Below are 23,563 nucleotides of genomic sequence, written 5' to 3' on the forward strand. Positions count from 1 at the left end.
GGGTGAATCTGTCAAATCGAAAAAGGAAATTCCCGTTAAACCGGCAGAGTGACGTCCCGCACACCTTAAGTCTTCCTTAGCAATGTTGGTGACGTGCCGCACACGCTCTAGCGTCTGGCAACCATGGATTCCTCGCTGCTCACCGAAAAAGGTGAAAGCTATTCAAAAGCACTGGGCAACCGCCAAGTGCAGATGATCGCCATCGGCGGCGCGATCGGCGTCGGGCTGTTCCTCGGTGCCGGTGGCAAGCTCCACCAGGTCGGGCCGTCGCTGGTCCTGTCGTACGCGCTCTGCGGTATCGCCGCGTACTTCGTGATGCGCGCCCTCGGTGAGCTCGTGCTCCACGAGCCGTCCTCCGGCAGTTTCGTCACCTACGCCCGCAAGTTCATCGGGCCGTGGGCGGGTTTCGCCTCCGGCTGGATGTACTGGGTGAACTGGGCGATGACCGGCATCGCGGAGATCACCGCGGTGGCGATCTACGTGCACAAATGGCTGCCCGACGTGCCGCAGTGGATCACCGCGCTGGTCGCGCTCGGCGTCCTGCTGGCGGTGAACCTGCTTTCGGTGAAACTGTTCGGCGAGCTGGAATTCTGGTTCTCGGTGGTCAAGGTGCTGGCCATCGTCGTCTTCCTGGTCACCGCCCTCGGGCTGGTGCTCACCAGCGCCGACATCGGCGGCACCACCGCGGGCGTGCACAACCTGACCGCCCACAGTGGATTCTTCCCGGCCGGTGTCGGCATCGCGCTGATGACGCTGCAGGCGGTCATCTTCGCGTACTCGGCGATCGAGGTCGTCGGCATCGCCGCCGGCGAGACGAAGGACGCCCGCAAGGTGCTGCCGAAGGCGATCAACGGTGTCGTCTGGCGGATCGGCGTGTTCTACGTGGGATCCGTGCTGCTGCTGGCGATGCTCCTGCCGTGGCCGTTCTACAACGGTGGCGAGAGCCCGTTCGTCACCGTGTTCAGCCGCCTCGGGATCCCGGGGATCGGCGACGTGATGAACGCCGTCGTGCTCACCGCCGCGCTGTCGAGCTGCAACTCCGGGCTCTACTCGACCGGCCGCATCCTGCGCGCGCTCGCGGACAAGGGCGAGGCGCCGAAGTTCGTCGGCCGGATGAGCAGCCGGCACGTGCCCTACGGCGGCATCCTGTTCACTTCCGGCGCCTACGTGCTGGGCGTGGTGCTCAACTACCTGGTGCCGAAGGACGCCTTCGACATCGCGATCGCCATCGCGTCGCTCGGCGTGATCACCACCTGGGCGACGCTGATCTTCTGCCAGCTGCGGCTGCGCCAGGCGGCGCTGCGCGGTGAGCTGGAACGGCCGTCCTACCGGATGCCGTGGGCGCCCTACAGCGGGTGGGCGACGCTCGGCTTCCTCGCGCTGGTGGTGGTCCTGATGGGCTTCTCCGACGGCGCCGAGAAGATCGCCTTCTACTCGATCCCGGTGCTGGTCGTGGTGCTGGCGGTCGGCTGGCGGATCGTCGGGAAACGGCAACGGCAAGAGGTGCGCTGACGTCCCGCGTTTCGTCCTCTGAATGCGCGATCGCATTCAGAGGACGAAACGCGGGCGTTCAGCTGGACGTCGGGAAGTGGAAACCGGCGGTGGAGTGCGGCCACCGCGTGGTGACGACCTTCGCCCGCGTGTAGAACCGCACGCCGGCCGGCCCGTGGATCGGGCTGTCGCCGATGAGGGAGTCCTTCCACCCGCCGAAGGAGTAGTACGACATCGGCACCGGGATGGGCACGTTCACCCCGATCATCCCGACCTTCACCTCCCGCTGGAACCGCCGTGCCGCCTCGCCGCTGCCGGTGAAGACCGCGGTCCCGTTGCCGTACGGGTTCGCGTTGATCAGCGCGATCGCTTCGTCCAGTGTGGACACCCGGACGATCCCGAGCACCGGCCCGAAGATCTCGTCGCGGTACGCGGCCATCTCCGTGGTCACATGGTCCAAAAGGGACGGTCCGACGAAGAACCCGTTCTCGTGACCCGCGACCCGCAGCTCCCGCCCGTCGACGACCACGGTCGCGCCCTGCTCCGCCCCGCGGGCGACGGAGTCGATCACCCGCCGCCGCGCGGCCTCCGTGACCACCGGGCCCATGTCGTTGCCCGCCTCGTGGCCGGGCCCGACCTTGATCTCGGCGGCCTTGCGCTCGAGGATCTCGATCAGCCCGTCCCCGGCCGACCCCACGGCGACACCGATGGAGATCGCCATGCAACGCTGCCCGGCGGAACCGAACGCCGCCGCCGTGAGGTGGTTCGCGGCGTACTCCAGATCGGCGTCGGGCAGGACGACAGCGTGGTTCTTGGCCCCGCCCAGCGCCTGCACGCGTTTGCCGGTGGCCGTCGCGCGTTCGTGGACGTACTTGGCGATCGGGGTCGACCCGACGAACGACACGGCGGCGATATCGGGATGTTCCAGGATCGCGTCGACCGCGACCTTGTCCCCGTTGACCACGTTGAACACGCCGTCGGGCAGCCCCGCCTCGGCGTACAGTTCGGCGACCAGCCGGGACGCGGACGGGACCCGCTCGCTCGGCTTGAGGACGAACGTGTTGCCCGCCGCGATGGCGATCGGGTGCATCCACAACGGCACCATGATCGGGAAGTTGAACGGCGTGATCCCGGCGACGACGCCGAGCGGCTGCCGGAAGTCGTGCACGTCCACGTCCCGCGAGACCTGGTCGGAGAAACCGCCTTTGAGCGCGTCGGCGATCCCGCAGGCGTACTCGACGATCTCGCGGCCGCGGACGATCTCGCCGCGCGCGTCGTCGATCACCTTGCCGTGTTCGGCGGAGATGATCCTGGCGAGCTCCTCCTCGTGCTTCACCAGCAGCTCGCGGAAGGCGAACATCACCTTCGTCCGCTGTGACAGCGATGAATCGCCCCACGTCTCGAAGGCCTTGGCCGCGGCGGCCACCGCGGTGTCCACATCGGACGGTTCCGCGAGCAGCACCTCCGCCTGCGCCTGTCCCACGGCCGGGTCGTACACCGGGGCCGTGCGGGCGGAGCCCGCCGTGGTCGCGGCGCCGCTGATCCAGTGGTCGATGGTCTTCACGCGTTGTCCTCCACAGGTGTTCACAGCAGTCCGACGGCCGTGTCGACGGCCTTGGCGACGTCTCCGTCGTGCGGGTACAGCAGGGACCGGCCGACCACGAGGCCCTGCACAGTCGGCAGCGCGAGCGCCCGCTGCCAGGCGGCGAAGGCGGCGTCGGGGTCCTTGACCTCGCCGCCCAGCAGGACCGCGGGCAAGGTCGAGGCGGCCAGCACGCGCTCCATGTCCTTCACCACCGGGAGTTTCAGCCACGTGTAGGCCGACGAGCGGCCGAGGGCGGAGGCGATGGTGATCGAGCGGATCACGGCGTCGGGGGAGAGGTCGTTGCGGAGACGTCCGTCGACCCAGTCCGAGAGGAACGGCTCGATCATCGCGATCAGCTTGCGGTCGGCGAGGTCGTTGACCGCCTTCGCGGTGTTCTCGAGAACGCTCGGCGTCGCCGGATCGGTCAGGCAGATCCGGGTGAGCGTCTTGCCGCCGTCGAAGCGCATCCGTTCGATCGTTTCGGCGTCGTAGCAGGCGAACCGGTCGTCGATCTCGAAACTCGATCCCGCCAGTCCGGTGCGGTTCATCGAGCCGATGACGGTCTTGCCGTCGAGCACGCCGAGTAGCAGCAGATCGTCGATGATGTCCGGCGTCGCCAGCACGCCGGTGACCCCGGGTCGTTCCAGCGCCAGGCCGAGGCGGTCGAGCAGTTCACCGCGGTCGGCCATCGCGAGCGGGTCGGAGCCGCCGCCGTTCGCGCCGCGAGCCGGATGGTCCGCGGCGATGATCATCGTGCGGCCCTTGTCGTTGAACGGCGACTTCGCCCGGACCCGGGTGGCGGCCGCCACAGCCACGGCTCCCGGATCTCGCACTCGCGCAGCGATTATCCGGCGCACTGTGTCCGACACGTTCATACCTCCCGGCTCGCGTGGTCTTTCGACCATCGCAAGCGCCCGGAGACTTTGTCAAGACATATGGACATAAGGTCATAGTCGTCGAGCACGGTAGGCTCCGCGCATGAAACCCTGGGTGCCCGGCGAGATCGTGGTGGATCCGAACGGCCCGGAACCGCTGTACTCCCAGGTCGCCCGGCAGATCGGCGCCGCCATCGAAGACGGCAGACTGCCCAACGGTGCCCGGCTGGACAACGAGCTGGACCTGGCGGCGCGGCTGCACCTGTCGCGGCCGACCATCCGTCAGGCGATCCAATCACTGGTCAATCAGGGCCTGCTGGTCCGCAAGCGCGGTGTCGGCACACAGGTCGTCCGCACCAAGGTGGCCCGGCCGCTGCGGTTGAGCAGCCTCTTCGACGACCTCAGTGAGCTGGGGGACAAGCCGGAATCCGTCGTCCTCGTGAACCAGGTCGAGCCCGCGGGCGAGGAGGCGATCGAACAGCTCGAAACGCCGGGCCTGACCCACGTCCGCCGGCTGAAGCGGGTGCGCTCGACCGGCGGCGAACCGCTGGCGATCATGAACAACTACCTGCCCGACGGTCTCCTCGATCCGTCGGACGACGAACTGAGGGACAAGGGGCTCTACCAGTTGCTGCGCTCGGCGGGTGTCCGGCTGCACGCCGCCCAGCAGAACGTCGGCGCCCGGCAGGCGACCGAGGAGGACGCCGAACTGCTGGACGAGCAGCCGGGCGCGGCGCTGCTCACCATGCGCCGCACCACCTACGACGAGTCCGGCAAGGTCGTGGAATACGGATGGCACGTCTACCGCGCCTCGCGCTATTCGTTCAACCTCTCACTGACCAACAACGTTTGACGGTTCCCGTTCCAGGTCGGTCTCCAGTGCGTCGTAAACCGAAGGACGGAACCGGCGCAGCCAGCCGGCGAGCGCGAGCCCGGCCAGGGCGACCACCAGGAGCAGCCACGGCAGGAGCGGGACGACGCCGTTGCTCGACCCGGCGAGCGTCGGGAAGTTGACGATCGCCAACGTCACGATGAGCCCGAGGCCCACCGCGCCCAGCCCGGGCGCGATCAGCGTCTTCACCACCCGGCGGTCCCGCGTCCGGCGGAAGTAGACCAGGATCGCCACGGCCGCGAACAACTGCAGGGTGAGGATGCCCAGGGTGCCGAAGCCGGTCATGCTCGCGGTGAGGTCGGCGACCGGGTCGAGCCCGGCGAGGCGGAACGCCAGCGCCACCACCGACCCGAAGAGCAACTGGACGATCGAGGCGTAGCGCGGCGCGCCGTTGCGGGGGCTGGTCTTGCCGAGCACGCGCGGCAGCACGCCGACCCGGCCCAGCGCGTACAGATAGCGGGTGGCCGAATTGTGCAGTGCCAGCAGCGCCGCGAACAGACTGACCACCAGAAGCAGCAACATGACCTTCGTCAGCGGGCCGCCGAGGTACTCCTGGGCGACCGAAAGCACGAGATCCCCGCTCGACAGATGCGCGGTGGCCACGTCCTGCGCCTGCTCGGCGCCGATCGCGCTGACCACGGCCCAGGTCGTGAACGCGGCGAACACCCCGATGAACCCGATGGCGATGTAGGTCGCCCGCGGGATCGTCCGCTTGGGATCCCTGGCCTCCTCGCCGAACAGCGCCGTCGCCTCGAAGCCGATGAAAGCGTTGGCGGCGAACAACAACGCCAGCCCGCCGGCACCCTGGAACATGACGGACGGGCTGAACGCGGCGAACGAGAAGCCGTGCCGGAACAGCACGCTGAAGTCCATGATCAGCAGGATCGACACTTCGAGGATCAGCGACGCGCCCAGCACCTTCGCGCTGACCGCGATCCCGCGACGGCTGAGCAAAAGGACCAGCGCGACCGAAAGCGCGCTCCAGAACAGCCAATCGAGTTTCACGCCGAAGACGTCGTCGATCGCCGTGGAGGTGAAGAACCCGCTCGTCCCGATCGCTCCCGCGACGAAACAGTTGTAGCCGAGCATCGCGATGAAACCGGCGACGAGACCCGGTGTCCGGCCCAATCCCTTGACCACGAAGGCGTAAAAGCCACCCGCGCTCGTGAGGACCCGCGACATCTGCGCGTAGCCGACCGCGAACAGCAGTAGGACGACCGTCGCCAGCAGGAACGCCGCGACCATGCCGCCGCCGTTCCCGACCGCGATGCCGATGGCCGCGATCACGATCATCCCGGTCAACGGCGCGACGGCCGCGAGCACGAGGAAGACGATGCCTGGCACGCCCAGGACGTTCTTGGCGAGCGACGTGTCGTCTCGGCTCATGCGCTGCTCCTCATCTCCGCTGGACGGCCAGTATGGGAGCGGAGGTGGGCTGGGGCTTTGCCTTTGCGTGCGCGGCGCTTGTTCGGCAGCGCCCGGTCGTGAGTGGCGTTTCGGGTTAGAACCCGAAACGCCACTCACGACCGTGGTTCGGGAAAGGAAGGCCATCCGTGCGGCTTGTCCAGGATCTCGATCGTCGCCTGGTCGACCAGAAAGTACTGTCCGCCATCTTCACGCGGATTCGTGTAGGCGGCGGTCGCGATCAGACGGCCGAAGTCGGCCATCACGGCGATCGGATAGCCGCCGTCGAAGATCTCACCGTGCGCCGCCGTCGCGACGGTCCCGGATTCGTACCAGGTGACGAAATACTGCGCCGGGCCGGTCTCGAAGACACGCAGTGTCGCCTCTTTCTGGCGGACACCGGCGAAATCGCCGGAAACTCCGGTCCAGATCATCGTCGTCCTGTCCGCGTAATGCTGCTCCAGCACGTTCCCCGAGCCGTAGTGGAAGTTCGCGCGCAGCCCGACGAGGTCGGTGCTGAGCCGATGGGTTCCGGTCACGGGGAAGAAGCGGACGTCGAGTTGCACGGGCTGAACCTCCGGATCGCTGGTATCCGCAGGTTTAGCAGCCCGTCGCACCTCGATCGTTGTCCGGCGAAGCGATCCTGTTGTCGATGAACGCGAGGATCAGTCGAACATGCCGGGCTGGTAGTCGCCCGCCGGCGTCCGGGCGATGACGTTGAGCCGGTTGTACGCGTTGATCGCGGCGATCAACGCGATCAGGGCGCCGATCTGCTCGTCGTCGTAGTGCTTGCGCACCTGCGCCCAGGTGTCGTCACTGACGCCGTGGTGCGCGTCGGCGATCCGGGTGCCCTCCTCGGTGAGCGCGAGGGCCGCGCGCTCGGCCTCGGTGAACACGTTCGCCTCCCGCCAGGCGGCGACCAGGTTGAGCCGGACCGAGGTCTCGCCGGCGTGCGCGGCGTCCTTGCTGTGCATGTCGGTGCAGAAACCGCAGCCGTTGATCTGGCTGGCGCGCAGCTTCACCAGCTCCTGCGTCGCGTGCGGCAGCGAGGACTCCTCGATCGGGCGGTTCGCGGCGCCGAGACGCTTGACGTACTTCAGGACGACTTCGTTCTCGAACAGGTTGACGCGCGGTTCCATGATCTTCCCTCTCGGTCGATTGCTGCCTACATGACGAGCCGGACGGAGAGGTTGTGACAGCTTTCGGAGTGACGCCGGTCACGCAGATCGAAGTCTCGTCCAGTACGCACATCTGAACGCATCAAATGCGTGAAAGTGCGCTAACAGAGCATTGACGTTGCACAAAACTGCACCTAACGTGACAGCTATTGCGCACAACTGGCACGGATGGGGAGTTCATGAGCGGGACCTTCATGGCGGCGGAGATCGCGAGCCAGCCCGGCCGCTGGCGGGACGCGGCGGCGCTGGCCTCGGCGAACAGTGAGCTGCTGCCGCCACCGGGCGCGCGGGTCGCGATCGTCGGCTGCGGCACGTCGTGGTTCATCGGCCAGGCGTACGCCGTCCTTCGCGAGTCCGCCGGGCTCGGCGAGACCGACGCCTTCGCCGCGTCGGAGTTCCCGGAAGGCCGCGGTTACGACCATGTCGTGGCGCTGACCAGGTCGGGTACGACGACCGAGGTCCACGCCCTGCTGGCGAAGCTGCGGGGCCGGACGCCGACCATCGCGATCACCGGGGTGCCCCGCGAGATCGAGGCCGCCGCGGACACGATCGTCGACCTGTCCGTCGTCGACGAGCGCTCGGTCGTGCAGACCCGCTTCGCCACGACGGCGCTGGCGATGCTGCGCGCGCACCTCGGCGAGGACCTGACCGCGGTCGCCGACCAGGCCGAGCGCGTGCTCGCCGAACCACTGCCCGACGAGCTCATCGGCGCCGAGCAGTTCAGCTTCCTCGGCACCGGCTGGTCCGTGGGCATCGCGAACGAGGCCGCGCTCAAGTTCCGCGAGGCGTGCCTGCTGTGGACGGAGTCGTACCCGGCTTGGGACTACCGGCACGGGCCGATCAGCATCAGCGAACCCGGCCGTGTGACCTGGATGTTCGGGCAGGCGCCGGAGGGGCTGGCCGACGACGTCGCCCGCGCGGGCGGCCTGTTCGTCGAGAGCGGCCTGGACCCGATGGCGGACCTGGTCCGCGCGCAGCGTGTCGCCGGGGCCATCGCCGCCCGCAAGGGGCTCGACCCGGACAACCCCCGCAGTCTCACTCGTTCCGTCGTCCTGACCTGAGGCAGCCGTGATCGTCACCGTCACGCCGAACACCGCGCTGGACGTCACGTACACAGTGGACGGTCTGCGGGCCGGTGACGTGCACCGGGTTCGGGAGGTGCGGCACCGGGCGGGCGGCAAGGGCGTCAACGTCGCCCGGGTGCTGCACACGCTCGGGGCCGACGTCCGCGCGCTCTTCACGGCGGGCGGTGCGACGGGCGCCGCCGTCGTGGGTGATCTCGCGGCGGCGGGAATCCCGGCCACGGCCGTTCCGATCGGCGGCGAGACCCGGCGCACCATCACGGTTCTGGCGGACGACGGATCGGTCACGCTGCTGAACGAGCCAGGGCCCCGGCTCACCGGAGACGAGTGGCAAACGTTTGCCGAGGCCGTCCGGGCCCGCAAGCCCGACGTCCTCGTGTGCTCGGGCAGCCTTCCTCCCGGGGCAGGGGGATACGCCGGGCTGTTCGGCGACACACCGTCCATCTTGGACACTTCTGGTGAGGCGCTGCTCGCCGGACTGGCGGGGAAACCGTCCGTCGTCAAACCGAACGCCGACGAACTGCGCGAGGTCACCGGACTGCGGGATCCGGTGGCCGCCGCGGCCGAGCTGCGCAAGGCCGGGGCGGGCGCCGTCGTCGTGTCGCTGGGTGCCGAAGGATTGCTGGCGGTGACCGGCTCCGGCACCTGGCACGCGGCACCGTCCACTGTGCTCACCGGCAACACCACCGGCGCCGGCGACGCCGTCGTCGCCGCGCTGGCACTGGGGCTGAGCCGCGCCGAATCCTGGCAGGACATCCTGCGCCGCGCCGTCGCGTTGTCCGGGGCGGCCGTGCTCGGCCCGCTCGCCGGGGACGTCGACCTCGCGCACTACCGAGCCGAACAGGGGCTGGTCGCCGTGCGCGCCCGCCCGGATTAGGAGTTGTCATGCCTCTGGTGGGAACCGGGGAGATCGTCGGCGCCGCAGCGGCGGCCGGGCACGGCTGCGGCGCGTTCAACGCGATCCAGCTCGAACACATCACCGCGATCATCGACGGCGCCACCGCGGCGGAAGCGCCGGTGATCGTGCAGCTGAGCCAGAACGCCGTGAAGTACCACGGCTCGCTGGCGCCGGTCGGTGCAGCGGCCCTCGCCGCGGCCAGAGGGGCCGCGACACCGGTCGCGGTGCATCTCGACCACGCGGAATCGGCCGATCTGGTCCGCGAGGCGGTCGCGCTCGGCTTCGGCTCCGTCATGTTCGACGCGTCCAAACTGGACTACACCGACAACGTGCGCGCCACCCGGGAAGTCGCCGCGTACTGCCACGACCACGGAGTGTGGGTGGAGGCCGAACTCGGCGAGGTCGGTGGCAAGGACGGCGTCCACGCGCCCGGCGCGCGCACCGATCCGGACGAGGCGGCGGAGTTCGTCGCGTCCACCGGGATCGACGCGCTGGCGGTGGCGGTGGGCAGTTCGCACGCCATGCTCACCCGTGACGCCGCGCTGGACTTCGAGCTGATCGCGCGGCTGCGGGAGAAGGTGCCGGTGCCGTTGGTGCTGCACGGATCGTCCGGTGTGCCCGACGACGGCCTGGCCGAGGCCGTACGAGCCGGGATGACGAAGATCAATATCGCCACCCAGCTCAACAAGGTGTTCACCGCGGCCGCGGCGGAGGACTGGCGCGCGCATCCTGAGCGGGTCGACCCGCGGAAATACCTCGGTGCCGGGCGCGCCGCGGTCGCCGTCGAGGTGCGGCGGTTGCTGGGAGTGCTCAAGCTTGATCATGTTGAACCGGTCAAGGTGACGATTGAGCAGACTTTGCGCGATTGAGTGTTGACATGTGCGTGAAACCTCACAAAACTGCGCAAGAACAAGCAGAACTTGTGTGATCTTCGATCCAGGTGGTGGCGGATGCGGGTAGGCAGGCTCACGGCATTGACGGCAGGGGCGGCGCTCCTGCTCGCGGGATGTGGCGGCGGGGACACGGCGGCCGGTGGCACCGGCGAGAACGCGCTCCCGGGCGTCGATCAGTTCCTCAACGCGCCCTGTCCGGAGGCGGGGGTGAAACCCACGACGGACAAGGAATTCACGTACTGGTCCATGTGGACGGCCGACGAGCCGCAGGGCAAGGTCCTCCAGAAGGCCTTCAAATGCTTCCAGGAGAAGACCGGCGTCAAGGTCGACGTGCAGTGGCTGGGCCGCAAGGCCTACACCCAGAACCTGGTGCCCGCGCTGAACACCGACGCCGTGCCGGACCTGTTCGACCAGGACGTCAGCAAGGTCGGCGCGGCGGTCATGACGCCGGGCGGCACGCAGAGCGTCGACGACGTTTTCGCGATGAAGGTCGGCGAGGGCGACAAGACCGTCAAGGACGTGCTTTCGCCCAGCTCGTACGACTTCCCGCAGAACAAGGACCGCGAGGGCCACAACTTCATGGTCCCGTACACGATCCAGTCGAGCGCCTGGTGGTTCAACAAGGACACCGCCGGCGACATCCAGCAGCCGAAGACGATGGACGAGCTGATCGGCCTGTTCGACAAGGCGAAGTCCGACGGCAAGGCGGCGATCAGCCTCGACGGCGACATCCCGTTCTACAACATGTACTTCTACACCCAGCTCGCCGAGCGCTATGTCGGCGCGGGCGGGCTGTACAAGGCCGCGACCGACAAGACCGGTCAGGCGTGGAAGACCGACCCCGGTTTCCTCAAGGCCGCCACCGAAACCGCGAAGCTGCCCAAGTACTTCATCGACGGCTGGGACGCGGCGAAGTTCCCGCAGGTGCAGCAGCGCTGGGCCGACGGTGACTCCCGGTTCCTCTACGTCGGCAGCTGGGCGCCGAGCGAGACCCGCGAGTACCTGGACAAGCAGGGCGCCGGAACGAAGATCAACTACGGCTCTTTCCAGTTCCCGATGCCCGAAGGCGCCACGCACGACACCGTCGAGCAGATGTCGATCGGTTTCTCGGTGACCAAGAAGGCCAAGCACGCCGAAGCGGCCAAGGCGTTCATCGCCTACTTCCTCAACAAGGACCTGCTCGCCGGGATCCCCGTGGTGGCCGACAACCTCGTGCCGCGGGCGGACCTCGCCGTGCCGGACGACCTGAAGCAGGTCAAGGCCGCGCTGGACGATCCGAAGAAGGAGCACGTCCTGCAGTACGACGGGATCGACGGTATCGCCGGCGGCAAATGGCAGACCGACGTCTTCGACCCCGCCGACATCGCGCTGCTGAAGGGCCAGATCACCCCGCAGCAGTTCGTCGACCAGCTCGCCACCAAGGGTGCCGAATTCTGGAAGAACCAGGGCTGATGGCGACAGTCACGACTCCGGCGAAACCGCCGGCGCGGGCCGTGAAGGCCGGGGCGCACCTGAGTCGCAAGAAACGGCTGTTCTGGCCGTTCGCCGCGCCGGCGCTGGTGCTGTACCTGGCCTTCCTGGTCCTGCCGACGATCGCGACCGTCGTGCTGAGCTTCACCAGCTGGGCCGGGGCGGGGGACACGCCGGAACCCAACGGCGTCACCAACTACACGCAGATGTGGGCGAGCGACTCGTTCCAGTACGCCTTCCGCAACACGCTGATCTACGTGTTCCTCGGCGGCATCGGCACGTTCGCGCTGGCGTTCCTGTTCACCATGGTGCTGCGGGACATGAAGGGCGGCAAGATCGTCCGGGCCATCCTGTTCTTCCCGAACATCGTGGCGCCGGTGGCGCTCGGCATGTTCCTCGGCTTCGTCTTCAAGTACCAGCCGGGGAAACAGGGACTGGCGAACTACGTGCTGGAAAGCCTCGGCGCGGACGCGGCGAAGTTCCTCGCACCGTCCAATGTGACCGGTGTGGTGACGGCTTCGCTGATCTGGGCCAGCTCGGGTTTCTACATCACCATCCTGATGGCCGCGGTCGACCGCATCCCGCCGTACCTCTACGAGGACGCGGAGCTGGGCGGCGCGTCGCCGTGGCAGAAGTTCAAGAACATCACGCTGCCGATGACCTGGGACGTCGTCGGTGTCGCGGGGGTGCTGTGGACGATCAACGCGCTCAAGATCTTCGAGCTGGTGTTCGTGCTGGCCGGTCCGGGCACCTACGCCCCGCCCAACGAAGCCTGGACGCTCGGGATCTACGTGTTCGACCGGACCTTCGGCTCGAATGGCACCCCGGACTTCGGTGCCGCCTGTGCCTGCGCGGTGGCGATGATCGTGCTGGTGTCCGTGCTCGTCGTCCTGCTCCGCCGGTTGATGCGCCGTGACGCGATCCAGTTCTGAGGGAGACGAAATGTCCGTCACCGACGTCGAGGCGCCTCCGCGCCCGTCGCCGAAACCGGTGCGCAAGCCGCCACGCAAACCACGTCCGGCGCCCGGCTCCAAACGGTTCAGCCCGTTGCGCGTCCTGGGTTCCACGATCGTGTGGCTGTTCACCGCAGGCAACATCCTGGTGCTGTACTGGCTGCTCACGGCGTCGTTCAAGACACCGGTGGAGATCTTCACCAAGCCGTTCGACCTGCCGTACCAGTGGTTCAAGGTCGGCAAGCCGTTCCGGAACTTCATCTACGCCTGGAACAACGCCGGTTTCGGCGAGGCCGTGCTCACCACCGTGATCCTGGTCGGGTTGGCGACGGTCGTCACGGTCGCCGTTTCGGCGCCCTGCGCGTACGCCCTGACCAGGCTCGGCGTCCGCGGCGCCGGGCCGATGACGAACGTCGTCGCGATCGGCATGGGCGTGCCGTTCCAGACCGTGATCATCCCGCTGTTCGTGGTGCTCAGCAAAGTGCACCTGGACAACGAATACGGCCTGTTCGTGCTGTACGTGGCGTTGTCGATCCCGTTCACGGTCTTCCTGATGACCGGGTTCTTCCGGTCGCTGCCGGACGAACTGGAGGAGGCGGCCGCGCTGGACGGCGCGTCGCCGATGCGCACGTTCTTCTCGGTCATGCTGCCGCTCACCCGCGGCGGCATGATCACCGCGCTGACGCTGAACGCCATCGGGCTGTGGAACGAGACGCTGCTGGCGATCGTGTTCCTCAAGGACCAGGCGCATTTCACGTTGTCGCGCGCGCTCTTCACCTTCTACGGGGCGGCGAGTTACCAGTCGGAGTACGGCGGACTGATCGCCGGTGTGGCGATCGTCGTGCTCCCGATGCTCGTGCTCTACCTCGTACTCGCCCGCCGGATCATCACCGGCCTGACCCTCGGCGCCGGAAAGTAGGACCTGATGGCCACCGTGACCTTCTCCGACACCACCCGGTTCTACGCCGGGGTGGACCGTCCCGCGGTCGACGGCCTCGACCTCGAGGTCGCCGACGGCGAGTTCCTGGTGCTGGTCGGCCCGTCCGGCTGCGGGAAGTCGACCACGCTGCGGATGCTCGCCGGGCTGGAAGGCGCCGACGACGGCTCCATCCACATCGGCGACCGCGACGTCACCGAACTGCCGCCGAAGGACCGGGACATCGCCATGGTGTTCCAGAACTACGCGCTCTACCCGCATATGACGGTGGGGGAGAACATCGGCTTCCACCTGAAGCTGGCCAAGATGCCCAAGGCCGAACGCGACCGCAAGGTGCGCGAGGCCGCGGCCGTGCTCGACCTGACCGAGTACCTGGACCGCAAACCCGCGAAGCTGTCCGGAGGTCAGCGGCAGCGGGTCGCGATGGGGCGGGCGATCGTGCGCGAGCCCAGTGTGTTCCTGATGGACGAGCCACTGTCCAACTTGGACGCCAAACTCCGCGTGCAGACACGCACCCAGATCGCGTCACTGCAGCGGCGGCTGGGCATCACCACGCTCTACGTCACGCACGACCAGGTCGAGGCGATGACCATGGGAGACCGGGTCGCCGTACTGAAGGACGGCATCCTCCAGCAGTGCGACACACCGGTCGGGCTGTTCGCCAAGCCGGTCAACGTGTTCGTCGCCGGGTTCATCGGCTCGCCCGCGATGAACCTGCTGGAGACCACTGTGGACAGTGATGGTGCCGTCGCCGGTGGAACGCGGCTTCCGCTGACCCCGGCGCAACGTTCGGCGCTGACCGGGCCCGGTATCGTCGTCGGCGTCCGGCCCGAGGGCTGGACGATCGGCGACGGCGGTTTCGAGGCCATCGTCGAGGTCGTCGAGGAGCTGGGCAGCGACCAGTACCTCTATTGCCGTGACGGCGATCGCGTGCTGACCGTCCGCACTCCCGGGATGGCCCCGTGGCAGCGCGGCGAGCCGATCTCCCTGACCCCGCAACCGGGTGCGGTGCACCTGTTCGACGCCGCGACCGGTGACAGGCTCCCGGACGCATGACCAGCCTGTATCGCACCGGGCTGGTGCTCCCGGCCGCCGAGCTGGGCCCGGAGAACCCGTTGCCGCCGCTCCGGAAACCGGAGGCGGTGGCGAAGGTGTCCAATGTGGACGAGCTGCCGCCGGACCTGGCGGAGAACATCGGCTACGGCCGCCTGGACACCACGCTGCCGTGCCTGCTGCAGGACGGTTACTCCCGCGAGCGCACCGACCGTGAACTCCCGGCGGTGGTGCTGGAGAACGACAAACTCCGCGCCACCGTGCTGCCGTCGCTGGGCGGACGGCTGTACTCACTGGTCCACAAGCCGTCCGGACGTGAGCTGCTCTATCGCAACCCGGTGTTCCAGCCGGCGAACCTCGCCCTGCGGGACGCGTGGTTCGCCGGCGGTGTCGAGTGGAACCTCGGCAGCACCGGGCATACGACGCTGACCTGCGAGCCGATGTTCGCCGCGGAGATCGCGGGCCCGGACGGCACGCCGGTGCTGCGTTTGTGGGAGTGGGAACGCACCCGCGACCTGCCATACCAGGTCGACTTCTGGCTGCCGGAAGGGTCGGAGCAGCTGCTCGTGGCGGTGCGGGTGCGCAACCCGCATCCCTACGACGTCCCCGTGTACTGGTGGTCGAACATCGCGGTGCCGCAGAACGAGGGCACGAGGGTGCTGGCGCCCGCGACGCAGGCCTGGCATTACGGCTATTCGGGACGGCTCGACCTGGTCGACGTACCCGGCGAGCTGACGTATCCGGCGCGGGCGGAGGCCGCGGCGGACTACTTCTTCGAGGTGATCGGGCGACCGTGGGTCGCGGCCGTCGAAGCCGACGGGACGGGGCTCGCTCAGCTGTCCACCGGCCGGTTGCGCGGCCGGAAGCTGTTCCTGTGGGGCGAATCCACCGGCGGACGTCGCTGGCAGGAGTGGCTGGCACCGGAGGCCGGGGGCTATCTGGAGATCCAGGCCGGGCTGGCCCGCACCCAGCTGGAGCACCTGCGGCTGCCGCCGGGGGAGAGCTGGGACTGGCTGGAGGCCTATGGTCCGGTCGCCGCCGATCCGGCCGCGGTGCACGGTGACGACTGGACGGCGGCTCGTGAAGCCGTCGCCGCCGGTCTGCCGTCTGCGGAGACCATGGACGAGCTCCACGACGCCTGGCGGAAGATCGCCGACGTCACCCCGGAATCCTTCCTGGCCACCGGTTCCGGCTGGGGTGCGCTGGAGAACCGGCGGGCGCCGATGTGTCTCCCGGGCACGCCGTTTCCGGACGAATCGCTGGGGCCGGACCAGGAGCCGTGGCTCGCGTTGCTCGACGGGACGCCGCCGGACGGCGATCCGCTCGCCGTCCCTCCGGCGACACTGGTGAACCGGTACTGGGCGGATCTCATGGAGTACGCCCCGAAGAACTGGCTGACCTGGTATCACCGCGGCGTCGCGCACTGGGCGGCCGGACGACAGTCGGACGCGGTCCGCGCGTGGCGCGAGTCCGTGTCGGCGGCCGAGAACCCTTGGGCGTTGCGGAATCTCGCGATCGCCACGGCCGGGCACGAGGCCGCCTGGCTGTACCGGCGGGCGGTCGCCCTCGCGCCGTCACTGCGTCCCCTGGTCGTCGAGGCCATCGCGGCGCAGCTCGCCGCGGGGCTCCCGGACGAAGCGAGTGTGCTGCTGGACGGACTGCCCGTGGAAGGGCGGATCGCCCTCCTGACCGCTCGGACCCGGCTCGCCCTCGGCGACACCGCCGGGGCCAAGGCCGTGTACGACAGCGGTTTCGAGGTCGCGAACATCAGGGAAGGGGAAACGTCTTTGTCCGACACCTGGGCGGCGGTTTCCGATGAACCGCTGCCGGAACAGCACGACTTCCGGATGAAGTGACCGGCCGGGCCACTCGACCGGCGTGCCGCTCGCGGCGGACAACCGCGATGCAGCATACTGCTCGAAACAGTGGCCAACAGCGCACCGGTATGCGCGATAGGCCGCAGCGAGCTAGGAGTGGCGCCGATGGCCCGGCACGAACGGCTGAGCACCCTGCTGGACCTGCTGGGGCAGCGGGAGAAGATCGACGTCGAGGACGTGGCCGAGGAGCTGAACGTCTCCGCCGCCACGATCCGGCGCGACCTCGATCACCTGGCGGAGCAACAGTTGCTCACCCGCACCCGAGGTGGCGCGGTGGCCAACGACCTCGCCTACGACCTGCCGTTGCGCTACAAGACCGCGCGGCACGTGCCCGAGAAGCAGCGGATCAGTGTCGCCGCGGCGGCGCTCGTCGCGCAGGGCATGGTGGTCGGCCTCAACGGCGGGACGACGACGGCCGGTGTCGCGCGTTCGCTGGCCACCCGGTCCGATCTGGCCGGACGCGGCGATTCGCCGGGGCTGACGGTGGTCACCAACGCGCTGAACATCGCGCACGAACTCGCGGTCCGGCCGCATGTGAAGATCGTGGTCACCGGTGGTGTCGCGCGTCCGCAGTCGTTCGAGCTCAGCGGTCCGCTGGCCACGCGCGTGCTCAGCGAACTGACGATCGACCTGCTGTTCCTCGGGGTCGACGCGTTCGATGCCGACGCCGGCGCCTTCGCCCACCACGAGGGTGAGGCGAGTATCAACCGGCTGATGGTCGAGCGCGCGGAACGCGTCGTCGCGGTCGCCGACGGTTCGAAGCTGGGCCGCCGGGCGTTCGCGCGGATCTGCGCGACGCCGCAGGTGCACGCGCTGGTCACCGACTCCAACGCGGACCCGAAGGTGCTGCGGGCGTTCGAGGCCGCCGGGGTCGAGGTCCAGGCGGTCTGACCTCTCCGGTCCTGAGTGTCATGAAAGGGCCGTTCAGGACATCTTTTGTCCTGAACGGCCCTTTCATGACATCCGGGGCACGCACACCCGTTGCCGCATAAGGATCTTGCCCCGACCCGACGAAAGTCGGCAGCACCGCTTCGGCGGATGACTTTGCGCGAATCGTGCGCTATACAGAGACCCTATTGCGTATTCATGCGCGAAAGGTGTCTCGAATGAGCAGAGTTGCGCAATCCCTGAGTTGTTTGGCCGCAGTGGCCCTTCTCGGGCTTTCCCCGGTCGCCGCCCACGCCGACCCGGCCGCGGCGGCGTCCGGGAAGCTGGGCGATTTGACCGGGATCTCGGCCGAAGGCCCCACCGTCACGCTGAAATCGGGAAGTGCCGCGGTGCGCGTCGGCTTCCCGGCCGAAGGCGCCGTCCGGGTCTGGCTGGCGCCGGACGGCACGTTCACCGATCCCGCCGGGAGCAAGATCGTGCTGCCGCGCACCGGTGCCCCGGTGACGCCCAAGACGGCCGACAAGGGGGACTACTGGGCGGTTTCCACGGCCAAGGCGACGTTGCGGGCGTACAAGCATCCGCTGCGCCTCGCGTTGTACGACGGCGCGGACCGCAAGCGGCTCTGGGAGGAGTCGGCGCCGCTGTCCTGGACCGACAAACAGACCACGCAGACCCTGGCGCGGACGGCGACCGAGCAGTTCGTCGGCGGCGGCGAGCAGAACGGCCGTTTCAGTCACCGCGGCCAGACGATCCGCATCTTCGCCGACTACAACTGGAACGACGGCGGGGCCCCGAATTCGCAGCCGTTCTACGCCTCCACGGCGGGATACGGCGTGCTGCGCAACACCTTCGCGCAAGGCACCTACGCCTTCACCGAGCCGGTGCGCACCACGCACGACGAACGCCGCTTCGACGCGACATACGTCGTCGGCGACGGGCTCAAGGACGTCATCACCGGCTACACCGATCTGGTCGGGAAACCTTTCCTGCCACCGCTCTACGGGCTCGAACACGGTGACGCCGACTGCTATCTGCACAACGCCAACCGCGGCGAACGCCACACGCTGGACGCGGTGAAGATCGCGGAGGGCTACACCGAGCACGGCATGCCCAACGGCTGGATGCTCGTCAACGACGGCTACGGCTGCGGCTACGAAAACCTTCAGCAGACCGGCGAAGGCCTGCGCAAGAACAACATGCAGCTGGGCCTGTGGACCGAGAACGGCGTGCCGAACCAGGTCGAAGAGGTCAAGGCCGGGGTGCGGGTCCGCAAACTCGACGTCGCGTGGGTCGGCCCGGGCTACCAGTTCGCGCTGGACGCCTGCGACACCGCGCACAAGGGCATCGAGGACAACAGCGACGCGCGCGGCTTCGTCTGGACGCCGGTCAGCTGGGCGGGCGCACAGCGTTGCGGCGTGCTGTGGAGCGGTGACCAGGCCGGTTCCTACGATTACATCAAGTGGCAGATCCCGACCTACGCCGGCGCCACGACGTCGGGGATCGCGTACAACACCGGCGACATCGACGGCATCTTCGGCGGCAGCCCGCAGACCTACGTCCGCGACCTGCAGTGGAAGGCATTCCTGCCGGTCTCGATGACGATGGACGGCTGGGCCGCGTCGGACAAGCAGCCGTGGCGCTACGGCGAGCCGTACACCTCGATCAACCGCAAGTACCTGCTGCTCAAGGAGCGGCTGCTGCCCTACACCTACAGCCATTCGGTGGAGGCGCACGAATCCGGCGTCGGCCAGGTCCGCCCGCTGGCGCTCGAATACCCCGACGACCCGAACGTGTGGGGCGAGAAGGCGAAGTACGAGTTCCTGTCCGGCAAGGACTTCCTCGTCGCGCCGGTGTACGAGAACTCCACCGTCCGCAACGGCATCTACCTGCCGAAGGGCACCTGGGTCGACTACTGGAGCGGCAAGACCTACACCGGTCCGACCACTGTGGACGGTTACGACGCGCCGCTCGACACGCTGCCGTTGTTCGTCCGCGCCGGTGCCGTGGTGCCGATGTGGGCCGAGGGCACGAAGTCGTGGCAGACGCGGGACAAGGGCGTGCTCGATCTCGACGTCTACCCGCAGGGCAAGGGTTCGTTCACGCTCACCGAGGACGACGGCGTGACCAGGGCGTACAAGAACGGCGACCAGGCGAAGCAGACCTTCACCGTGGACGCCCCGACGTCCGGGCTCGGCACGGTGACGGTCGGGATCGGTGCCAGTTCCGGTTCCTACGCAGGGAAACCCGCGTCGCGGAACTACCAGCTGACCGTCCACACGGGAAGCAAGCCCGCGACCGTACTGGCCGGGAACTCCGTCCTGCGGCAGTACGGCAGCAAGGCCGAACTGGACGCGGCGCCGTCGGGCTGGTGGTTCGATCCGGCCGCCGGTGGGGTCGCGCGGGTCAAGACCGGCAAGATCGGCGCCGGTGACCGTCAGGACGTCCGGCTGTTCGGCACGAGCGCGGTCGGCGGGATCTTCCCCGAGGACCGCAACGGCTCCGTCACCCTGTCCGTCCCGGCGGTCGCCGGTCCCGGGCAGACCGCGACGGGCACGCTGAGCTTCACCAACGGCACGCCGCTGCCGGTCCGGGACGTCACGTTCTCGTTGCCCGCCAATGGTTTCCGTGCCGAGGTGCCCGCCGGCCCCCGGCTGGTGATGCCCGGCGCGACCGTGCGTGTCCCGGTGAAGGTGACGCCGGACGCGGGGATCAAACCGGACGACTACCAGCTCACCGCGTCGGCGTCGTACAAGGCGCGGCTCGGGGAGAACCGGGTCACCGACTCGGTGACGGTCACCGTCCCGCACGGTTCGCTGGCCGCGGCCTATGGCAACGTCGGCGTGACCGACGCGGCCCACGTCGCGGTGGGGGACATCGACGGCGGCGGCAGCAGTTTCCGGGCGGAGGGCCTCGCCGAGGCAGGGCTCAAACCGGGCGCGGGCTTCTCGGCGCTCGGTGCGCAGCTGACGTGGCCGCAGACCGGTTCGGGACAGAAGGACAACGTCCTCGCGTCCGGCCAGACCATCGCGGTGCGCGGTACCGGGGCGAAACTCGTGCTGACCGGAACCGGTACCGGCACGGCGAAGGGCACTGTCGTCGTCCGTTATGCCGACGGCAGTACCAGCCAGGCCGAACTCGGCTTCCCCAACTGGTGCTGTGCGGATCCCGCCCAGTACGGCGCCACGACGGTGGCGACGGTGATGGGCAAGAACACCCGCACCGGGGCCGCGTATCCGACCACGCCGTACCGGGTGTTCGCGAACTCCGTCCCGCTGACCGCGGGGAAGGAGGTCGTCGCGGTGACCTTGCCGTCGAACAGCGCGATGCACGTTTTCGCGGCGGGCATCGGCTGAGTCCTCGTGAGTAAGGACGGTTAGGGCCAGCCGTGTCTCTGTACCTGCCGGCCGGAAGTCCGTGAAGGCCTCCTTGAGGGACTCTGGGTCCCTCAAGGAGGCCTTCACGGACTGGGCACACAGACCGCGGCGTGCGCGGAGGCGTGACTCGCGTGATCAGGGACGTGACTCGCGTGATTGGAGGCCGCATTCGGGTGTTCCGTCTCTGATCACGCGAGTTCCGCCTTCGATCACGTGGGTGCGGTGCTACGTCCTCACGAGTCAGGCGGCTACGGGAGTCCACAAAGCGTCGATGGCGCGTTCCGCCTCGACCTGGCTGGCTTCGGCCAGCGGGATGAGGTCCGCCATCGCCGGATTGACCTTCGCGAGCGTCAGCTCGGCGGTGACGAACCGCGGTTCGAGCCCGGTCAGCGAAAGACCGTGGGGGATCCACGACTGCGCGTGGTCCCAGCCCTCGCGGGGCGTGCCCGCGCCGTATCCGCCGCCGCGCGCGGCGAGGACGATGAAATCGCGTCCGCCCAGGAGGCCCTCCCTGGTCTCCATGTCGATCGACAGCCCGGGCGCGATCAGATGGTCCACCCAGGCCTTGACCGTGCTCGGCGGGCCGAAGTTGTACAGCGGCAGGCCCAGCACGATCGTGTCGGCCGCCTTGACCTCGTCGACGAGCTCCTTGATGAGCCGCCACGCCGCGGCCTGCTCCGGGGTGTGCTGTTCCGGCGGCACCGTCCTGGCGGCGTTGGTGACCGCGTCCAGATGCGGCAGCGGGTCGGCGCCCAGGTCGCGATAGGTGACCGTGCCCTCCGGATGCGCCGCACGCCAGGCCGCGGCCGCCCGCGCGGTGAGGCGACGGCTGGTCGAGTGCTCGCCCGTGATGCTGGAGTCGATGTGCAGCAGGTTCGTCATACGTACTATCTTGCATAGATAGTTTGTGTAACGCAAACCATTGATGCTGTGGTGGTCATCATGTGGGAACGTACACTTGACGAGTGTCCGAACTCCCGGTCGTGAGCCAGCCCCCGCATCGCTGCGGCGCGCTGCTCGACCACGTCACCCGCCGCATCCGGCTGCGCAGCGAGTCCGTCCTGGCCCCGCTCGGCCTGCGCCCCCGGCATCTCGTCGCGCTGACCGTGCTGCGCGACCTCGGCGGCTGTTCGCAGCAGGACCTCGCGAAGACGCTGGAGATGGACAGCACGAACGTCGTCGGGCTGCTGAACGACCTCGAATCCGCGAACCTCGTCGAACGCAGGCGGTCACCGGAGGACCGGCGGCGGCATATAGTCGAACTCACCGACGTCGGTGCCAAGCAGCTCGTCAAGGCCGAGTTCGCCCTCGCCGGAGTCGAGGACGAGGTGCTCGGCGCGCTCGACAACGGCCAGCGCGAAACGCTGTACAACCTGCTGTACCAGGCGGCGGGTCACGCCGAGGCCGCCGCCTGCGTCGAATCCGCGCACGTCGACGACTGCTAGCCGCCGAAATCCGTTGTGGGCGCCGTCATGCCAGCGCCGCGATTCGCTGGTCAGGGATATCGAAGACGTCGCAACTCCACAGCCGCACATTAGCCCCGGGACCGGGCAGAATCTACGGGGTGAGTGAATGGCGCAACACCACGCACGACTGGGCCGGTTCCGTGGATCTCGACCATTTGGCGCGCATCCGCCGGAACCCTGGGGAGTTCGCTCCCGGCGGTGTTCCCCACCTCGTCCTCGAAGTGCTCGCCTATGCGGCTGAGGAGGCCGAAAGCACCGGGGGCGGGCACGCCGTCGTCACGGTCCATCCCGACGGCTCGATCTCCGTGGCGGACGACGGGCGGGGCACCGACACCCGCGCCGACGGCCACGGTGGCTTCGTGAAGAAGCCGGTCATGTCGACCAAGGATCTGCGTTTCTTCGATTCCCCTGAGGCGCAACGGCTCCCGGACGGTCACCCGCGCCGCGGCGTGTCGGTCGTGGCCGCGCTGAGCGACTGGCTCGTACACACCAACCGGCGTCGCAACGGTTCCTGGACCCAGCGTTACGAACGCGGCGTCCCGGTCACCGACCTGTCGCCGATCGCCGACGACGGTACGACCGGCACGACGGTGCGTTTCCTGCCAGGGCGGGAGATCGGCCCCCTGCGGCTGCCGGAGGTCGGCGACTGGCCTTACCTGAGCGTGGAGGTGGTCCGATGAGAAAGCGCCTGACCGTGGCGGCTTCGCTCCTGGTCTTACTCGCCGGGTGCTCCGCCGAGCAGGAGCAGCCGCCCGCCAAACCCGTCTACGACCTCCCCGCGCGGGAGGTCCGGCCGGACGAGACCGCGCTGCACCTGCCGCCCGCGCGCAACGGGGAGACCGAGTTCTCCCTCATCGGGCTGGCCGCCGGGTTGCCCAGTCTCACCGGCAGCCACGCCGAATTCGAAGCGAAGGGACAGTTCGTCCGGCTCCGGCTGGTGGTCACGGGCAGGGGCCTGTCCGGCATCCTCTTCGACACCCGGCGCCAGCAGCTGATCACCGATTCCGGCGCGGTGATCGCGGTCGACAACCAGGCGATGACGATCAAACGGCAGCCGGACAAGTTCGAGCTGGGACGCGGCGTACGGGTCGAGTTCGACCTCTACTTCGACCTTCCCAAGGAAGCGAAACCCGTGCTGCTGCGGGCTTTCGGCGGTCCGACGCTGACCGACATGAAGAACCTCACGGGCACCGACATCAAGCTGGCATGAGAAGGGCCCCGCCGCGGAAGCGACGGGGCCCTTCTCG

General features: G+C 68.4%; 21 protein-coding genes. 15 read left to right on the forward strand and 6 right to left on the reverse strand.

Annotation, left to right across the window (positions count from 1 at the left end; genetic code table 11):
• Positions 1-123 precede the first annotated feature (123 nt).
• On the forward strand, positions 124-1,512 hold the full coding sequence (locus AB8M46_RS31950) for an amino acid permease (protein WP_037345418.1): 1,389 nt from the start codon (positions 124-126) through the stop codon (positions 1,510-1,512).
• A 58-nt stretch (positions 1,513-1,570) separates the two neighbouring features.
• Here AB8M46_RS31950 and AB8M46_RS31955 read toward each other — a convergent pair whose 3' ends face one another.
• Positions 1,571-3,055 carry a CoA-acylating methylmalonate-semialdehyde dehydrogenase gene (locus AB8M46_RS31955; RefSeq protein WP_394362634.1) on the reverse strand — a complete coding sequence of 495 codons (1,485 nt, stop codon included), beginning with the start codon at positions 3,053-3,055 and terminating at the stop codon, positions 1,571-1,573.
• Between the two features lie 20 nt (positions 3,056-3,075).
• Complete coding sequence (locus AB8M46_RS31960) at positions 3,076-3,945, reverse strand: aldolase (RefSeq protein WP_394362635.1); 870 nt, start codon at positions 3,943-3,945, stop codon at positions 3,076-3,078.
• A 109-nt stretch (positions 3,946-4,054) separates the two neighbouring features.
• On the opposite strand from AB8M46_RS31960, the gene AB8M46_RS31965 reads away from it, so the two are divergent.
• Positions 4,055-4,804 carry a GntR family transcriptional regulator gene (locus AB8M46_RS31965; protein ID WP_394362636.1) on the forward strand — a complete coding sequence of 250 codons (750 nt, stop codon included), beginning with the start codon at positions 4,055-4,057 and terminating at the stop codon, positions 4,802-4,804.
• Here the strand turns inward: AB8M46_RS31965 and AB8M46_RS31970 are convergent.
• The 3 genes from AB8M46_RS31970 to AB8M46_RS31980 all read right to left on the reverse strand — a co-directional run bounded on the left by AB8M46_RS31970 (position 4,784) and on the right by AB8M46_RS31980 (position 7,386).
• On the reverse strand, positions 4,784-6,229 hold the full coding sequence (locus AB8M46_RS31970; protein WP_394362637.1) for an APC family permease: 1,446 nt from the start codon (positions 6,227-6,229) through the stop codon (positions 4,784-4,786). The two genes, AB8M46_RS31965 and AB8M46_RS31970, sit on opposite strands and share 21 nt — an antisense overlap.
• Before the next feature lie 134 nt (positions 6,230-6,363).
• A complete protein-coding gene (locus AB8M46_RS31975; protein WP_378428780.1) occupies positions 6,364-6,813 on the reverse strand; it encodes a MoaF C-terminal domain-containing protein in 450 nt (149 codons plus the stop codon).
• Positions 6,814-6,912: 99 nt separating this feature from the next.
• On the reverse strand, positions 6,913-7,386 hold the full coding sequence (locus AB8M46_RS31980; protein WP_125734948.1) for a carboxymuconolactone decarboxylase family protein: 474 nt from the start codon (positions 7,384-7,386) through the stop codon (positions 6,913-6,915).
• Positions 7,387-7,604: 218 nt separating this feature from the next.
• Between AB8M46_RS31980 and AB8M46_RS31985 the strand changes: the two genes are divergently transcribed.
• The 10 genes from AB8M46_RS31985 (at position 7,605) to AB8M46_RS32030 (ending at position 20,829) form a co-directional block, all read left to right on the forward strand.
• Positions 7,605-8,486, forward strand: a complete 882-nt coding sequence (locus tag AB8M46_RS31985; protein ID WP_037345428.1) for an SIS domain-containing protein — start codon at positions 7,605-7,607, stop codon at positions 8,484-8,486.
• Between the two features lie 7 nt (positions 8,487-8,493).
• Positions 8,494-9,384, forward strand: a complete 891-nt coding sequence (locus AB8M46_RS31990; protein WP_394362638.1) for a 1-phosphofructokinase family hexose kinase — start codon at positions 8,494-8,496, stop codon at positions 9,382-9,384.
• Positions 9,385-9,392: 8 nt separating this feature from the next.
• Positions 9,393-10,274 carry a ketose-bisphosphate aldolase gene (locus tag AB8M46_RS31995; protein WP_394362639.1) on the forward strand — a complete coding sequence of 294 codons (882 nt, stop codon included), beginning with the start codon at positions 9,393-9,395 and terminating at the stop codon, positions 10,272-10,274.
• A gap of 81 nt (positions 10,275-10,355) precedes the next feature.
• Positions 10,356-11,750, forward strand: coding sequence for an ABC transporter substrate-binding protein (locus tag AB8M46_RS32000; RefSeq protein ID WP_037345434.1), 1,395 nt, complete (start codon positions 10,356-10,358; stop codon positions 11,748-11,750).
• Entirely contained in the window at positions 11,750-12,700 is a 951-nt protein-coding gene (locus tag AB8M46_RS32005; protein WP_037345437.1) for a carbohydrate ABC transporter permease, read from the forward strand. The genes AB8M46_RS32000 and AB8M46_RS32005 overlap by 1 nt, the downstream gene beginning before the upstream one ends.
• A 10-nt stretch (positions 12,701-12,710) precedes the next feature.
• The gene (locus tag AB8M46_RS32010) at positions 12,711-13,640 is read left to right on the forward strand and encodes a carbohydrate ABC transporter permease (RefSeq protein ID WP_378428784.1); all 930 of its coding nucleotides are present in this window, start codon (positions 12,711-12,713) and stop codon (positions 13,638-13,640) included.
• A gap of 6 nt (positions 13,641-13,646) precedes the next feature.
• The gene (locus tag AB8M46_RS32015; protein WP_394362640.1) at positions 13,647-14,714 is read left to right on the forward strand and encodes an ABC transporter ATP-binding protein; all 1,068 of its coding nucleotides are present in this window, start codon (positions 13,647-13,649) and stop codon (positions 14,712-14,714) included.
• The gene (locus AB8M46_RS32020; protein WP_394362641.1) at positions 14,711-16,567 is read left to right on the forward strand and encodes a DUF5107 domain-containing protein; all 1,857 of its coding nucleotides are present in this window, start codon (positions 14,711-14,713) and stop codon (positions 16,565-16,567) included. Before AB8M46_RS32015 ends, AB8M46_RS32020 begins: the two co-directional genes overlap by 4 nt.
• A 126-nt stretch (positions 16,568-16,693) precedes the next feature.
• Positions 16,694-17,479: a DeoR/GlpR family DNA-binding transcription regulator gene (locus AB8M46_RS32025; protein WP_016335505.1), complete on the forward strand. Its 786-nt coding sequence runs from the start codon at positions 16,694-16,696 to the stop codon at positions 17,477-17,479.
• Between the two features lie 215 nt (positions 17,480-17,694).
• Complete coding sequence (locus tag AB8M46_RS32030) at positions 17,695-20,829, forward strand: TIM-barrel domain-containing protein (protein ID WP_394362642.1); 3,135 nt, start codon at positions 17,695-17,697, stop codon at positions 20,827-20,829.
• A 261-nt stretch (positions 20,830-21,090) separates the two neighbouring features.
• Here AB8M46_RS32030 and AB8M46_RS32035 read toward each other — a convergent pair whose 3' ends face one another.
• Positions 21,091-21,732 carry an FMN-dependent NADH-azoreductase gene (locus tag AB8M46_RS32035; protein ID WP_394362643.1) on the reverse strand — a complete coding sequence of 214 codons (642 nt, stop codon included), beginning with the start codon at positions 21,730-21,732 and terminating at the stop codon, positions 21,091-21,093.
• A gap of 83 nt (positions 21,733-21,815) precedes the next feature.
• On the opposite strand from AB8M46_RS32035, the gene AB8M46_RS32040 reads away from it, so the two are divergent.
• The 3 genes from AB8M46_RS32040 to AB8M46_RS32050 all read left to right on the forward strand — a co-directional run bounded on the left by AB8M46_RS32040 (position 21,816) and on the right by AB8M46_RS32050 (position 23,526).
• The gene (locus AB8M46_RS32040) at positions 21,816-22,295 is read left to right on the forward strand and encodes a MarR family winged helix-turn-helix transcriptional regulator (protein ID WP_394362644.1); all 480 of its coding nucleotides are present in this window, start codon (positions 21,816-21,818) and stop codon (positions 22,293-22,295) included.
• Between the two features lie 119 nt (positions 22,296-22,414).
• Entirely contained in the window at positions 22,415-22,996 is a 582-nt protein-coding gene (locus AB8M46_RS32045; RefSeq protein WP_394362645.1) for an ATP-binding protein, read from the forward strand.
• A complete protein-coding gene (locus tag AB8M46_RS32050; protein WP_394362646.1) occupies positions 22,993-23,526 on the forward strand; it encodes a hypothetical protein in 534 nt (177 codons plus the stop codon). The genes AB8M46_RS32045 and AB8M46_RS32050 overlap by 4 nt, the downstream gene beginning before the upstream one ends.
• Positions 23,527-23,563 lie beyond the last annotated feature (37 nt).

The organism is Amycolatopsis sp. SB7-3, from assembly GCF_041021335.1.
Taxonomy (GTDB): Bacteria; Actinomycetota; Actinomycetes; order Mycobacteriales; family Pseudonocardiaceae; genus Amycolatopsis; species Amycolatopsis japonica.

What these genes read in the sequence shown, in the direction of transcription:
- AB8M46_RS31950 (WP_037345418.1), top strand. Translation starts at nt 124, where the DNA reads ATGGATTCCTCGCTGCTCACCGAAAAAGGTGAAAGCTATTCAAAAGCA.
- AB8M46_RS31965 (WP_394362636.1), top strand. Translation starts at nt 4,055, where the DNA reads ATGAAACCCTGGGTGCCCGGCGAGATCGTGGTGGATCCGAACGGCCCG.
- AB8M46_RS31970 (WP_394362637.1), bottom strand. Translation starts at nt 6,229, where the DNA reads ATGAGCCGAGACGACACGTCGCTCGCCAAGAACGTCCTGGGCGTGCCA.
- AB8M46_RS31980 (WP_125734948.1), bottom strand. Translation starts at nt 7,386, where the DNA reads ATGGAACCGCGCGTCAACCTGTTCGAGAACGAAGTCGTCCTGAAGTAC.
- AB8M46_RS31985 (WP_037345428.1), top strand. Translation starts at nt 7,605, where the DNA reads ATGAGCGGGACCTTCATGGCGGCGGAGATCGCGAGCCAGCCCGGCCGC.
- AB8M46_RS31995 (WP_394362639.1), top strand. Translation starts at nt 9,393, where the DNA reads ATGCCTCTGGTGGGAACCGGGGAGATCGTCGGCGCCGCAGCGGCGGCC.
- AB8M46_RS32000 (WP_037345434.1), top strand. Translation starts at nt 10,356, where the DNA reads ATGCGGGTAGGCAGGCTCACGGCATTGACGGCAGGGGCGGCGCTCCTG.
- AB8M46_RS32005 (WP_037345437.1), top strand. Translation starts at nt 11,750, where the DNA reads ATGGCGACAGTCACGACTCCGGCGAAACCGCCGGCGCGGGCCGTGAAG.
- AB8M46_RS32010 (WP_378428784.1), top strand. Translation starts at nt 12,711, where the DNA reads ATGTCCGTCACCGACGTCGAGGCGCCTCCGCGCCCGTCGCCGAAACCG.
- AB8M46_RS32015 (WP_394362640.1), top strand. Translation starts at nt 13,647, where the DNA reads ATGGCCACCGTGACCTTCTCCGACACCACCCGGTTCTACGCCGGGGTG.
- AB8M46_RS32020 (WP_394362641.1), top strand. Translation starts at nt 14,711, where the DNA reads ATGACCAGCCTGTATCGCACCGGGCTGGTGCTCCCGGCCGCCGAGCTG.
- AB8M46_RS32025 (WP_016335505.1), top strand. Translation starts at nt 16,694, where the DNA reads ATGGCCCGGCACGAACGGCTGAGCACCCTGCTGGACCTGCTGGGGCAG.
- AB8M46_RS32030 (WP_394362642.1), top strand. Translation starts at nt 17,695, where the DNA reads ATGAGCAGAGTTGCGCAATCCCTGAGTTGTTTGGCCGCAGTGGCCCTT.
- AB8M46_RS32035 (WP_394362643.1), bottom strand. Translation starts at nt 21,732, where the DNA reads ATGACGAACCTGCTGCACATCGACTCCAGCATCACGGGCGAGCACTCG.
- AB8M46_RS32050 (WP_394362646.1), top strand. Translation starts at nt 22,993, where the DNA reads ATGAGAAAGCGCCTGACCGTGGCGGCTTCGCTCCTGGTCTTACTCGCC.